The sequence below is a fragment of the Exobacillus caeni genome (genome assembly GCF_005747095.1).
GTDB classification, from domain to species: domain Bacteria; phylum Bacillota; class Bacilli; order Bacillales; family Guptibacillaceae; genus Exobacillus; species Exobacillus caeni.
This window is the reverse complement of record NZ_SWLG01000007.1, coordinates 80129-93803: the sequence shown is the minus strand read 5'-3', so window position 1 is coordinate 93803 and position 13675 is coordinate 80129. Positions and strand designations below refer to the sequence as shown.

At 42.6% G+C, this 13675-nt stretch carries 16 protein-coding genes; 13 read left to right on the top strand and 3 right to left on the bottom strand.

The genetic code is table 11. The features are described 5' to 3' along the window. Positions 1–33: 33 nt before the first annotated feature. The 5 genes from FCL54_RS11295 to FCL54_RS11275 are packed head-to-tail and all read left to right on the top strand — an operon-like array spanning position 34 to position 4650. Positions 34–945 (top strand): ABC transporter ATP-binding protein, encoded by a 912-nt coding sequence (locus FCL54_RS11295; RefSeq protein WP_138126457.1) that lies wholly within the window; start codon positions 34–36, stop codon positions 943–945. After that, complete coding sequence (locus FCL54_RS11290) at positions 942–1694, top strand: ABC transporter permease (protein ID WP_138126455.1); 753 nt, start codon at positions 942–944, stop codon at positions 1692–1694. Before FCL54_RS11295 ends, FCL54_RS11290 begins: the two co-directional genes overlap by 4 nt. 31 nt (positions 1695–1725) lie before the next feature. Then, positions 1726–2460 (top strand): ABC transporter permease, encoded by a 735-nt coding sequence (locus FCL54_RS11285; RefSeq protein WP_138126453.1) that lies wholly within the window; start codon positions 1726–1728, stop codon positions 2458–2460. A 53-nt stretch (positions 2461–2513) separates the two neighbouring features. Further along, positions 2514–3245 carry a response regulator transcription factor gene (locus FCL54_RS11280; protein ID WP_138126451.1) on the top strand — a complete coding sequence of 244 codons (732 nt, stop codon included), beginning with the start codon at positions 2514–2516 and terminating at the stop codon, positions 3243–3245. Between the two features lies 1 nt (position 3246). Further along, complete coding sequence (locus FCL54_RS11275) at positions 3247–4650, top strand: HAMP domain-containing sensor histidine kinase (RefSeq protein ID WP_138126449.1); 1404 nt, start codon at positions 3247–3249, stop codon at positions 4648–4650. 313 nt (positions 4651–4963) lie between these two features. On the opposite strand, the gene FCL54_RS11270 is transcribed toward FCL54_RS11275, so the two are convergent. After that, positions 4964–5386 (bottom strand): cupin domain-containing protein, encoded by a 423-nt coding sequence (locus FCL54_RS11270; protein ID WP_138126447.1) that lies wholly within the window; start codon positions 5384–5386, stop codon positions 4964–4966. A 157-nt stretch (positions 5387–5543) separates the two neighbouring features. Continuing rightward, complete coding sequence (locus tag FCL54_RS11265; protein ID WP_138126445.1) at positions 5544–6263, bottom strand: YebC/PmpR family DNA-binding transcriptional regulator; 720 nt, start codon at positions 6261–6263, stop codon at positions 5544–5546. A gap of 208 nt (positions 6264–6471) precedes the next feature. On the opposite strand from FCL54_RS11265, the gene cypC reads away from it, so the two are divergent. Together cypC and FCL54_RS11255 are read left to right on the top strand one after the other, a co-directional pair. After that, the gene (gene cypC, locus FCL54_RS11260; RefSeq protein WP_138126443.1) at positions 6472–7728 is read left to right on the top strand and encodes a CYP152 family fatty-acid peroxygenase CypC; all 1257 of its coding nucleotides are present in this window, start codon (positions 6472–6474) and stop codon (positions 7726–7728) included. Between the two features lie 58 nt (positions 7729–7786). After that, positions 7787–7984 carry a hypothetical protein gene (locus FCL54_RS11255; protein WP_171016799.1) on the top strand — a complete coding sequence of 66 codons (198 nt, stop codon included), beginning with the start codon at positions 7787–7789 and terminating at the stop codon, positions 7982–7984. Positions 7985–8243: 259 nt separating this feature from the next. Here FCL54_RS11255 and FCL54_RS11250 read toward each other — a convergent pair whose 3' ends face one another. Further along, positions 8244–8753 carry a GNAT family N-acetyltransferase gene (locus FCL54_RS11250; protein ID WP_138126439.1) on the bottom strand — a complete coding sequence of 170 codons (510 nt, stop codon included), beginning with the start codon at positions 8751–8753 and terminating at the stop codon, positions 8244–8246. Positions 8754–9019: 266 nt separating this feature from the next. Here FCL54_RS11250 and FCL54_RS23990 point away from each other — a divergent pair, with 266 nt between their 5' ends. From FCL54_RS23990 to FCL54_RS11230, 6 genes are all read left to right on the top strand, one after another. Beyond that, positions 9020–9157 (top strand): hypothetical protein, encoded by a 138-nt coding sequence (locus FCL54_RS23990; protein ID WP_171016798.1) that lies wholly within the window; start codon positions 9020–9022, stop codon positions 9155–9157. A 332-nt stretch (positions 9158–9489) separates the two neighbouring features. Then, a complete protein-coding gene (locus FCL54_RS11245) occupies positions 9490–9702 on the top strand; it encodes an IDEAL domain-containing protein (protein ID WP_138126437.1) in 213 nt (70 codons plus the stop codon). Positions 9703–9768: 66 nt separating this feature from the next. Beyond that, entirely contained in the window at positions 9769–9933 is a 165-nt protein-coding gene (locus FCL54_RS23985) for a hypothetical protein (protein ID WP_171016797.1), read from the top strand. A gap of 70 nt (positions 9934–10003) precedes the next feature. Further along, on the top strand, positions 10004–10267 hold the full coding sequence (locus tag FCL54_RS11240) for a hypothetical protein (protein WP_138126435.1): 264 nt from the start codon (positions 10004–10006) through the stop codon (positions 10265–10267). 509 nt (positions 10268–10776) lie between these two features. Then, a complete protein-coding gene (locus tag FCL54_RS11235; protein WP_138126433.1) occupies positions 10777–11469 on the top strand; it encodes a response regulator transcription factor in 693 nt (230 codons plus the stop codon). Continuing rightward, positions 11447–13660: a histidine kinase dimerization/phospho-acceptor domain-containing protein gene (locus FCL54_RS11230; RefSeq protein ID WP_138126431.1), complete on the top strand. Its 2214-nt coding sequence runs from the start codon at positions 11447–11449 to the stop codon at positions 13658–13660. Before FCL54_RS11235 ends, FCL54_RS11230 begins: the two co-directional genes overlap by 23 nt. The last annotated feature ends 15 nt before the right edge of the window (positions 13661–13675 follow it).

Below are 13675 nucleotides of genomic sequence, written 5' to 3'. Positions count from 1 at the left end.
CTTGTGTTATAGAGAATGAGGGAGGCAGAAACAATGAGCGATTATTTAATTGAAACCAATCAGTTAACGAAGAAGTTTGGCAACTTTAAGGCAGTTGACTCTATAGATTTAAAAGTGAAGAAGGGTAGCATATACGGCTTCTTAGGACCGAATGGTGCCGGAAAATCAACGACGATCCGGATGCTGCTAGGCCTGATCCAGCCAACATCAGGAAGAGTGAACCTGTTTGGAAAACCGCTTAAGTCCAATCGGATCCCTATCTTAAAACGTGTTGGTTCAATGGTGGAGTATCCATCATATTACGGACACCTTACAGCGTATGAAAATTTGAACACGACACGAATCTTGTTAGGGCTCGAAGCAAAAGAAATCGATAAAGTGTTAGAAATCGTAAGGCTGACAGAGGTTAAAAACAAGGCAGTCAAAAAGTTCTCGATGGGGATGAAACAGCGTTTAGGAATCGCGAACGCCCTGCTCGGCAATCCGGAGCTGCTCATTCTTGATGAACCGACGAACGGCCTTGACCCATCAGGCATCCATGAGATCCGTGACTTAATTAAAAGCCTGCCTAAAAAGATGGGCATCACGGTTCTCGTATCGAGCCATATTTTAAGCGAGATCGATCTTCTTGCAACAGATGTTGGCATCATTACAAAAGGAAAGCTTGTGTTCCAGGGTTCGCTAGAAGAACTCCATCAAAGAGGAAAATCGCAGATCGCGATAGAGGCGAACCCGGTAGAGGATGCAGCAGCACACTTGATCAACAACGGGTTCCAGCCTGAGATCGAAGGGGAAACGATCTATCTTCAAGTTGGTGAAGCCGGTCCCGCTGTGCTTAACAAAGAGCTCGTGATGAACGGCTTTGCGGTCAACAAGCTCGCAGTAGAGCGGAAAACACTGGAAGACATCTTCCTTGAAGTAACAAAGGAAGGTGCAACCGCATGACGATGATCAACCTTTTACGAACAGATTTTATGAAACAAAAGGGCGGGTTCATTTGGCTGTTTCTTCTTATCATCCCACTCGGAACAACAGCTGCCATGTTTCTGGATATGTATTTACGTTATGAAGATTACTTATATCAAAAGGTCCAGCAGCAGGGGACGACTTCATGGCACCTCTTGCTGGGCGAAAACCACTTTGTACTTGGATGGGGAGCGTTTTTGCCGGTCTTCGTTGCAGTGATCGCCGCACTTGTCCATCATGTCGAATTCAAGCAGCAATCATGGAAGAGCCTGCTCAGTCTGCCTGTTCCGAGGGGCTCGGTATTTATATCCAAATTTTTTATGATTCTGTTATTTAGCTCCCTGTTGATCATGCTGAACACCCTCGGGCTGGTTCTTGTTGGGAAATTGTCCGGATTTCCAGAAGGGTTCACGTTCGAATTTTACAGCAGCTATGTACTTTATCAATTTCTCGGCATCCTTGGAGTGGCTGCGCTTCACAACTGGCTGAGCTCTTGTTTTAAAAATGCGGTCTATCCGGTCGTGATCGCGTTTGTCGGCATGATCGCCACCTCGATCGTGCGACTGTCATTTCCGGAGAAAGTGAAGTTCATCCCTTACAGCTATGCTTATTATGCTGATGGGTTAAAAGAAAACGATCCGATGGTCGCTCTTTACGGTGGTTTAATCGCCGGGATACTCATCCTGGTTTTCGGAATAATTGAATTTAAAAAACGAGACATCGTGTAAGAAAAATTTAAACAAGAAAGGATAATGCCAAATGAAACAGCTGTTAAAAAGTGAATGGCAGAAGCTAAAGAGATCACGGATCATTTATCTGGCGACAGTTTTGCCTTTGCTTGCTGTTATACAGGGAGCGATATTTGCAGGTAATTCAAAAATAGTGGAAGAAGAGGGAGGGAATGTCTGGAACGTTTTGACACTCGGTGGCATGTCGGTTCATTCCTCTCTGATCCTTCCACTGACGATCACCGTCATCATGGCGATGGTCGCCAGGATCGAACATAACCAAAATTGCTGGAAACTGCTGCTTTCTTTGCCGGTGAAACGTTCGTCGGTCTATTTTTCAAAGTTTGTTGTTGGACTCGGGCTGATCTTATACAGTACTGCGGTATTAAGTGCTGGCTTTCTTGTTTCAGGACTCATCGTTGGGGCAGACAGCAGTGTTCCTTTTGGCCTGATCCTCGGCAAACCGTTGCTTGCTGTTGCTGTATCACTGCCGATCATCGCATTGCTGTTTTATCTCAGCATCCGGTTCTCTCATGTTGGGATTCCTTTAGCTGTAGGTGCAGGACTCGCGCTCCCAGCGATGTTGATCGCAAACTCTGCGAAATACTGGATCGTTTACCCATGGACATATCCGGTCATGGCTACGCTGACCGAAACGTTTGATATGGGCGGAAAGGCAGTTGCGATGTATGCAGTATGCCTGTTAAGCTTGCTTATCGTGATCCCGCTCGGCCTGTTTCAATTTCGTTCAAAGGATATTCTATAATCCAAAGCGAATCTTTTAGGACCGGCAATCTTTTTTTGAAATAAGGTGAAGCGATGATTAACGTAGAAAAATTAGAAGATAAAAAGATTCTTTTGGTGGATGATGAAGAAGCGATCCTGGACCTTCTGGAGGCTGTGTTGCTGAGGGAAGGCTTCAAGAAAATCATCAAAACGGCGACCGGGTTAGATGGCGTAGAAAAATGCAAACAAGCTAAGCCGGACATGATTGTGCTCGACATTATGCTGCCGGACATCGACGGGTATGAGGTTTGCAGAAGGATCAGGGAGATTACATATGCCCCGATTTTATTTTTGTCAGCCAAATCTGATGACGTGGATAAGCTCCTTGGGCTCGGGATAGGCGGGGATGACTATGTTGTGAAGCCGTTCAGCCCGAAGGAAGTCGTTTTTCGAATCAAAGCCCAACTTCGCCGAAGCCAGTATCCAGGCCATAATGATCCTGCTGATACGAACGAGCAGCAATATTCGTTTGGAAACATTTTGATCGATGCGAAGAGCAGTGAGGTTTTGAAAGAGGGGCAGCCAGTCATATTAACGGCAAAAGAGTATAAATTGCTGCTGTGCCTTGCAGAAAATGCAAATCACATTTTAAGCAAAAAGCGGCTGTGTGAAAAGGTATGGGGGTATGATTACATGGGAGATGACAACACGATTATGGTCCATATCAGGCATTTGAGGGAAAAGCTTGAAGACGATCCCGGGAATCCCGTCTTTATCCAGACGGTAAAAGGGCTCGGCTACAGGCTGGTCCATCGCGGGAAATAAGATGAAATGGAAACTGACAAGCCGCTTTTTGACAGCGATCATCATTACGATCGTGCTCTCCCTGTTTGCTGTGTATCTGTTCTTCACGTTGTTTTTTTACAGAGGAAACCCTGATACAGCAACGTTTTTGCCTGTAGAAGCCCCGACGATGACGCTGGATTTCGAAAAATACCTGGCCTACACTGATGGCCAATTCCGAATCGAAAAGGAGGGAATCCAGCAGCTGAAAAAAACAGAGAGCTGGGTCCAGGTGCTTGATGAAAACGGAACAGTCGTGTTTGAAAAGTACGCACCGGAAGCAGCTCCTGCACATTACACCCCGGCAAAGCTCATCTTTTATCACAAATACGGCGGAGCCATAAAAGGGAACACTATCTTTGTCGGAACCGCAGATCGGGGAGAGCGTGAGTTCAGCTATATAATGGGGTTTCCTGTTGAGAAGGTATCAAAGGCAGGCAGTTTCACGTTCAGCCCTGAAACCATTCAGAAGGACCTTTTCAGGATGTTCCTCATCATTGTCGGTGTCATCGTGCTGATCGCTACAGTTATCGGCTATTTGTTCAGTAGAAAAATGGCAACACCATTATTGAAAATCATCAGGGCGATTCAGGGACTTGCGAGCGGGACTTATGAAGGGGGTTTAAAGGAAAAAGGGCTGTATAAAGAGGTTTATAAAAATCTTAACGGCCTTTCAGCGACATTGAAGGCCAATGAAATCGAGCGGCAGCGGCTTGAAAAGGTCCGGGAAGAGTGGATCACAAACATTACCCATGATGTGAAAACCCCGCTTGCTTCGATCAAAGGATATTCTGAGATGTTGATGGAATACGAAACAGACCTCACGCCAGATGAAAAACTGCAATACACAAGGATCATCCAGGAAAAAGCGAACTATATCGAAGGCCTGACGGAAGACCTTAAGATAACGTACCAGCTGAACCAGTCTGTCCTTCCGTTAAAAAAAGAAAAAGGCAACCTTACAGACACGATCAGGGAAACGATCATCTCGATCTTAAACCATCCCGGCTATGAAGAGGTGCCGATCCATTTTGAATCTGAGTCTGAAGAGATCATCTTTTATTATGACGAAAAACTGATCCAGCGTATGCTCAGCAATCTTATTTATAATGCGATCGTCCATAATCCTGCAGGAACGGACATCGAGGTGAGCGTGGCAAATCATAACGGAATCTTCTTGACGATCAAGGACAATGGAGCAGGTATCGAAGAAGCAGAAATCGACCGGCTGTTTGAGCGCTATTACCGTGGTACAAACACAGGGGAAGCACATAAAGGTTCAGGGCTCGGCATGGCGATCGCAAAACAGATAATCGAAGCCCATGATGGGTCTGTTGAAATTAAAAGCGCACCTGATGTGGGAACGGAAATCACGATTACGTTCTAGCCTAAGGCTCTGTTAGGGAGTGTTGTTGACATTAGTTCGAATTTGCTCTTTCCGCAAACTCTTATAGATGCCCGGAATCTTCTATAAGAGCATGAAGCCTCCATGCATCTAACGAGCTTATTTGCTTACGCTCCTAAAAAATAGATTTATTTTTATCTATTTTTTAGGAAAGAGCAAAGAGGCATCGCTTTGTTGTCTATTTTTAAAGATAAGAAACCAGAAAAACAACAGTATTATGTAACAGGTTCTAACCTGAAAAACTGGCGCTTCAGCAGAGGATTCTGCTTTTACGCCAGTTTCTTAAATCCAGGAATCAATGGTGATGGTCATGTTCTGCTTCCATCGCGATCTCTTTTGTTTCATGCACTGTTCCATGGGGATGCTCTGCAGGTGCATAAATGGAATAAACCTTCAGCGGCTTATCGCCGGTGTTTTTCAGGTTATGCCATTTGCCTGCTGGAACAAGAACAGCATCGTCAGCTTTTGCATCTTTTTCAAATGATAAATTTTCTTTGCTATCCCCCATTTGAACACGGCCTTCGCCCTGTTCGATACGAAGGAATTGATCCAATTGATTATGCACTTCAAGGCCGATATCGTCACCAGGCTCAATGGACATCAGGGTAACCTGTAAGTTCTTTCCTGTCCAGAGTGCGGTACGGAAATTGTTGTTTTCCTCGGTCGCTTCCTCAATATTAACCACATATGGTTCTGCTCCATGGTCTTTCATAGCCATTTTCCATTCCTCCTTCAATGAGTAGTTTTTAACCATCACTTTAGGATGGGCGGACTATAGATTTTCCCTTATATTAATGTAGATAAACGATACGAGGAATATGGATGTGCTGAATTGAAAAAGCAGACCTCCTTTTAAGAAGATCTGCTTCAAACTATTATTCGCCTAAATCAACGTTATGGTAAACCTGCTGCACGTCTTCCAGGTCTTCCAGCGTATCGATCAGCTTTTCAAATTGTTCCTTCGCATCATCCGGTAATGGTACGTCATTTTGAGCAAGCATCGTCAACTCTGCAACGGTAAAATCTTCGATGCCGGCATTTTTGAACGCTTGCTGTACGGCATGGAATTGATCCGGCTCAGCATACACGATCGCCACGTCGTCTTCTTCGATAATGTCGCGAACGTCGATATCTTCTTCCATCAAAATCTCAAGTGCTTCATCAGCAGTTTTGCCTTCGATTCCGATAACAGCTGTCGCGTCGAACATATATGCAACTGATCCGTTCACGCCCATGTTCCCGCCGTTCTTTCCGAATGCTGCACGCACATCAGAAGCTGTACGGTTCACGTTGTTCGTTAGCGTATCTACGATCAGCATCGTTCCGTTCGGTCCAAACCCTTCATAACGAAGCTCATCATAGTTTTCGTCTGCACCGCCCTTTGCTTTTTCAATCGCACGGTCAATGATATGTTTTGGCACATTATATGTTTTTGCGCGTTCAAGTACAAACTTTAGCGACTGGTTCAATTCCGGATCCGGCTCACCCTGTTTGGCAGCTACATAAATTTCGCGTCCAAACTTAGCGTAAATACGGCTTGTGTTTTTATCCTTCGCGGCTTTTTTCTCTTTAATATTGTTCCACTTACGGCCCATAAAGTTCCACTCTCTTTCAAATAATATCTATTAATTACATAAAATTAGCATTTGCTAGTTTTTATTATACCTTATTTTGAAAATTGATGTTTTATGTTAAGAATTACGACGATTGTGAGGTTTAGTTGTTTAGGTTAACGAGAAAGAGGAGAAGGAGGGAAGATTTAATTTTCTTGGACAAACTACACGGTAAAAAGGAGATGGAAGCATGTCATCGAACGGCCAGGTGCCACACGATAAAACGCTCGATAACACATTAACACTGATTAAAGAGGGCTATCCCTTTATTAAAAAGAGGGTAGAAAGATATCAAACCGATTTATTCGAAACACGTTTATTGGGGCAAAAAGTCGTTTGCATGAGCGGGGAAGAAGCTGCTAAGAAATTTTATGATAGAGAATTATTTAAACGAAACGGAGCGCTGCCAAAGCGGATTCTGAAATCATTGTTCGGTGAGAACGCAGTTCAGACGATGGACGGTGACGCACATATCCATCGCAAGCTTCTATTTGTATCATTGATGACTCCGCCCCATCAAAAACGGGTGGCAGAACTGGTGATGGATGAGTGGCAAAGTGCGGCTGAAAAATGGAAAGGGATGGAGGAGGTTGTTCTTTTTGAAGAAGCGAAAGAGGTATTAACCCGTGCCTCCTGCAAATGGGCGGGCATCCCGTTAGAGGAAGATGAGGTGAAGGAACGCACGGAAGACTTCTTTGAGATGGTGAATGCTTTCGGTGCGTTCGGGCCAACACACTGGAAAGGCAGAATGGCAAGGAACAAGACGGAAGAGTGGATTAAAAGGCTCATTGAAGATGTTCGTGACGGGAAGCTGGATGCTGAGAAAGGCTCAGCGATCTATGAGATGGCCTTTCATAAAAAGGAAGACGGAAGTATGCTAGATGCACATATGGCCGGAGTAGAACTGATCAATGTCGTACGTCCGCTCATCGCTGTATGTATTTTCATCGCCTTTTCAGCTGCAGCACTTTATAACTACCCGGAATATAAAGAAAACTTGCGATCAGGAACGGAGACGTATTTTGAAAACTTTGTCCAGGAGGTTAGACGCTACTATCCTTTTGTTCCTTATCTTGGTGCAAAAGTGAAAAAAGAGTTTACCTGGCGCGACTACACGTTTGAAGAAGAGATGCTCGTACTTCTTGATATTTATGGCACAAATCATGACTCAGCACTATGGGATGAACCGAACGACTTTAAACCCGAACGTTTCTTTACCTGGGCGGGCGGTTTGTTTGACCTTATCCCCCAGGGTGGAGGAGAAGCATCGAAAGGGCACCGTTGTCCGGGTGAAGGAATCACGATCGAAGTAATGAAAACAAGCCTCGATTTTCTTGTGAACAAAATTGACTATGATGTGCCGGAACAGGATTTAAGCTACAATCTCGATAAAATGCCGACATGGCCTGAGAGTGGATTTGTGATGAAGAATGTTAGGGAAAAATAAGGTAGTGGCCTGCAACTAGTGGTTGCGGGCTTCTTTTTGTGTGGAGTCTGTTGAGAGAGTGAGGCCGTTCAGGGGAGGAAGGGCTGAAACAGGAATAAATTGCAATGAAGTTAGAATAAATTTCGGTGAACCAGGAATAAATTCCAGTGAAATTAGAATAAAGGATGGGGAAACAAGAATAACTAGTTGTGAAACTGGAAAAAGGCGTGTTGAATCAAGAATAAGAAGATTTGAAACAAGAATAAAGGGCGTATGAGGCTGAAGTTCCGAAAGTTTGCTCTGAAACTCCGAATTTGAGCGCTGAATCTCCGAAAGTACGTTCTAAATCTCCGAAAACGAGCGCTCAATCCCCGAATTGCAACAAAGAACCTTTGAAATAACTGCGAAGCTGCAATAGAAACCACTTCATCCCCTAAAAAGTGCACCATACCTTGAATAAAAACTGCTTAGCCTCTCCTAATATCCACAGTCCTGGGATTGCAAAAACTGGTCCTATTAAGGATCGATTTGTAAAATCACCTTATTTTCCGGCAGTATCTTAAAGACGTGTAGTCTTCGCTGGCTTCACTTGCAAATGTCTTCTGTTCACGCACCATTTGAAAGCCTCTTGCTTCATAAAAAGGTATGCCTTTCTGGTTCCCTTTTGATACAGATACCCATTGCATGACAGCTCCTTTTTCCTTTTGTATATCTGTAAGAAACTCCAGCAACCTTGTACCGATTCCTTCTCCACGCCGGGCGGGATCTAAATAAAGAACGAATATTTCTCCCTTATCGGCTCCGGTCATTCCACCGCCGATTGCTCCCACTACTTCCTCATCTTTGAGGGCAACGTACCAGCCATCCCACCCCTCATCCGGATTTAATATTTCATCATAAATGCGCTCAAAGTTATAAAATTCATTTATTGTCCTTTCGATGTATTCCTGGGAATGGGTTTCTTTATAGGTGTCACGATAGCCCTCAGAGCAGACCTTTATTATGCCGTCGATATGCTGAAATTCAGCTTTTTCTACTTTAACCAATCCTAACTCCTCTTTCCTGATTGTATTTGAATAAAGTCATTTTGATATTCCCCGCTATTATAAAAACTCCTTCAAAAAATATTTCTGCAAGATCTTGAGGCGAGATAAATTGATAGATTACATAATAACTTTCGTAAAGAGATGGAAAGTAGTATCAGGGTAATTAGGCCTCTTTATTCAATGATTTGGATTGAAAGAGGCATGCGATTAAACAGTACACCTTAATTACCCACTTACACTGAAAAAAACACCAAAAAGTGAAGCATATGAGTAATAGCAATGCTAGAACATCAACTGGATCCAAAAAGAATTATTTTGTAGTTGAGCAAATAGATGAGCGGCCGGAAAAGAAAAATGAATCACCAAATCCTAACTGCGCCAATATAGATATCATCACAGAATAGTTTTCATTTTCAGTACAGGACAGTATGCTGCACCTATTCAAAGAGCATTAACGCTTTACTTAGATGGAATATCTTTTATGGGTTGAACGAACTTGATGTGTTCGGAGAAATTATCAATGAGAAAAAACAGTTTCAGTTAAGCATGGACAAAAAGAAACATAACGAAGGTACCATAGTAAAAAAATCATAATATGCCCGCTCTATGATTAAAACAATGAAAAATGGGAAAAAAAAACTCAAACACTATTCATGAACATACTTAAGTGAGAACAAGCTTCTCAACGTACTTAATAAAAAGAAATGTACAACAGGAAAATAAGGAGGATGTAAAAATGGAAGAGAGAAACCTATCAACAAACATTGACCAATATATTTCAGATAAAAGGCAAGCGATCGTAGAGAGCCTCATCAAGGAAATCCAAACATCGGCAGTACATGCGGAATACCGCAGATATTTCTTGAAAAGAGAGATCGACAAAGCACTCGATGCAAGAGATGAAGAACAATTTATCAGTCTGTCTAACCGTCTAAAAGAAATTTCATAACGTTAGTCATATTTTTCAAACCCGGTGCCTATAAATCTATTAACAACTCTTTTTGGAGGAGATCACATGATAGATTTGGCATCGGTTTGGACAATGACTATCGACTGGTTTGCGGCAAACAGAGGATATAAATCACAGGGAATATTGTTTTTCTCATTGTTCGGAACAGCATTTGTTACATATTTTATCTGGTTTATGAAAAAGGGATTTGATCCAGAAGTTGACCGTTAAAAACCATCTCTATTTCCAAGCAGGAGCTCTGGCTTCGGATGTAGAAGGGGCCAGGTAGGGGTGGGATTAAATGGAACATAATCTTACACAGATAGTAATATTGTTCATCACCTGTATAGTTGTTTTAGAACTAGTAAAGTGGAAGTACAAAGATCATGTTAAGAGAAAAGTATTGTACTTTTATGGTGCTTCATGGTATACCATCATGATCACAGCTGGAGGTGCCCTTATCTCCATTGATTCCATCGTATTTACCTTGATTTTTGTTTTAGTTGCAATAGGATTTCATAGCGACCAGAAGGAAAGGGAAGCGAAGAAAAAAACAAGACAATAATACTGAATTGAATATCAAAGACTGTTAACAGAAAGTGTGCCAACCTGGTTTGGTGCTCTTTTTTAGTTTGTAGGGATTTTATAGGTCATCTGTTCCGCTATTTGTTGTAAAAAGACCTTTTCACGATTGCTAGAGGTCATCTGGTACCTTATTTGCTTAGTATCCTATCGAAATGGGCTCGAAATAACGAAATAAGTGATCATATGACCTATAAAATTCGAAATAAAGGTTTTTCATGAAAATAGCGGAACAAAAGACCTCTTCTGGTCTTCGGGGCATCCTGAGGAACACCCTCTACCAAATCCAACCCCAACCTAAACCATAAAATCCCACTTTCCTTTTTCTCACCTGTACCTTCTACCTACAATAGAAGCTATAATAGGTTTAAATCTCTTAATATATTTTCTGTACGTCTTAAGAAATTCTTAAGATTTTTGATAACTGATCGTTAAGATTTATTGGTTATGATTTTTATAGATGAAACGCATTGATTGAAAGAAGGGTGAAGGATGGAAAATTACAATGTGCTTGTCGTCGACGATGAAAAAGAAATCCGCGATGCGATTGAAATTTATTTGAAGAATGAAGGTATTACCGTATTAAAGGCAAAGGACGGGATTGAAGCGCTTGAAAGTTTAACGGAGAATACCGTTCATCTCATTGTATTGGATATTATGATGCCAAGACTGGATGGCATTTCGGCAACGGTTAAAATCCGCGAAAAACAGAACATCCCGATTATCATTTTAAGTGCAAAGAGTGAAGATACGGATAAAATTCTTGGTCTTCAGATCGGTGCAGATGATTATATTACGAAGCCGTTTAATCCGATGGAACTCATTGCCAGGGTGAAATCGCAATTGCGACGATATGTAAAGTTCGGAACATACGAAGGAATCCAGAAGGTGATCGATCTTAACGGGCTGACACTGGATCAATCCGCAAAAGAAGTGACCGCCCACGGGGAACCGGTTAAGCTGACGCCGATCGAATATAAAATCGTTGAACTGCTCATGGTGAACGCAGGCAGGGTATTCTCGATCAATGAAATCTATGAGCGCGTCTGGAACGAACCATGCTATAACGCGGAAAATACTGTCGCAGTACATATACGAAAGATTAGAGAGAAGATCGAAATCGATCCGAAAAATCCAAGGTTTTTAAAGGTGGTATGGGGAATTGGATACAAAATGGAAAAATAGAGGCGGCATTGCAATATGGTTGATCCTACTTACATTCGGAATAAGTGGAGTCTTGTCTTTTGTTAATATGGGCGGGAATTATCTTCAGCCAGGTTATTTTAACACACCTGAGTTCCAGAGCAGACTCGACCAGTTCAATTCCTATGTAAGTATGTTCGAGTTAAATGATATCACCGTGCAGAAAGCGAAGGAGTCGATTACAGTTTCCGAGGCGGAAATCGAGGAGCATCGTTATCGATATGGAGACCTGAATGCACAGATCAGTAATATTAAAAGTCAATATGAAGCACAGATCGAGGAAGCGACGACAGCCGGGAATGAGGAAGCGGCAGCCGCATACCGAAAAGAACGTGATAAGAAAATAGATGATATCACCAAAAACTTCGAGAGTGACGAATATGTGGAGCAAAAGGTCAGGAAAGAGAAAGAAAAAGAGCTAGAACAATATTTTACTGACAGGAAAGCGATACATTCTGAATTCGAGCGGCTAAAAGGTTCTTTCGATTTCTATCTTAAGAATACCGAGACAGGTACCGTGTTTACGAATATAAAACTGCCTGAAGGAACTTCCGCAGAAGAATATTTTGATGAAAAGAACATGCTGTTTTCAAAGCACTATGCGGAATTTCCGTATGTCCCGAGTTATGAACTGTCCTTTCCTGGTAGCGAAGAACTCTTGAATCAGCAAAGCGGCGAGTCTTTTGCAGGATATGTAGGGATTCCGGAATCTGCTTCATCAGCAAATCAGATTATTAGCGATTACAACAACTATAAGAGAGGCAAGATCGTATTCTTTGTTTACATGATTGCAAGTATTGCTTCCCTGGTTCTTGTTATATACGGATTGAAAAAAAGGAAAGTGGAATTTTCAGAGGTAGAAGGATGGAGACCGTACTATAACAGGCTGCCTATAGATGTAAGGGGAGCACTTTTCATTATCGTTGGATTCGGTGCACTGTTAAGCCTATCTTTCGTCAGTAACTTCAGGTATCTATCTTTTGATCGCATGTATTATAACGCGGTTGGGGATTTAGTGGCCGGTCTTGTTTTCGCTGCGCTTCTTGTAGGATTAACATTATTGCAGGGGAAATTTTTGCTGGAAGTATTGAAAGACAGATCGTTGTTTAAAGAGCAATGGAAAAAGGCCCTCTTCCATAAAGGGTGGCAGGGCCTCCAGGATGCATTTCTTAACAGGCGGACGGGCACTCAGTTCTTCTTGCTGTTAACGGTCGTATTTGGCTTAGGGTTTGCTGCGGTAGTCATTGGAGCAGAACCTGCATTTCTGGTTGTCTATGTTCCAGTGGTTGCCATTGTCGGTATTCCGCTCATGATCATCCTGATCAGAGCGATCGGATACTTTAACCGAATCGTTATGAAAACGGATGAACTTGCAGCCGGGACTCTCGGACCGGATTTGCCGATCAGAGGGAAATCAGTTCTGGCAAACCTAGCGGAGAACATAAACGATTTGAAGCAAGGAGTTAAGCTGTCACAAAAACAGCAGGCGAAAAGCGAGCGGTTGAAAACAGAACTGATCACCAATGTAAGCCATGACCTGCGCACTCCGCTAACTTCGATCATCACTTATACAGAGCTTTTGAAAAAAACTGACCTGGTGAACGAAGAAAGAGATGCGTATCTTGAAATCATCGACCGTAAATCAAAACGATTGAAACTCCTGATCGAAGACCTGTTTGAAGTTTCTAAGATGACAAGCGGGAATATTGAACTTGTAAAAGAAAAAGTGGACCTTAACCAGCTGTTACAGCAGGCGCTTGCCGAGCATGAAAATACGATAAGCGATTCCAGCCTGGCATTTAAAGTGACCAGTCCGGACCAACCGATATACGCGGTGGTCGACGGGCAAAAGCTATGGCGTGTCTTCGATAATTTAATCGGCAACATCCTGAAGTATTCTCTCGAAAAATCAAGGGTGTATCTCTCTGTAAAAGAGTTAGATGATGAGGCAGTAATTACGTTTAAGAACGTCTCTAAATATGAACTGAGTGATAACATCGATGAATTGTTTGAAAGATTTAAACGAGGCGATACTTCCCGCCATACGGATGGCTCTGGCCTTGGATTAGCCATCGCAAAGTCGATCGTTGACCTTCATGACGGAAGCATGGATATTGATGTAGATGGCGATTTATTCAAAGTAACGCTTCGATTGAAGACTATAAAAAACTAATTAAAAGAGATTGGA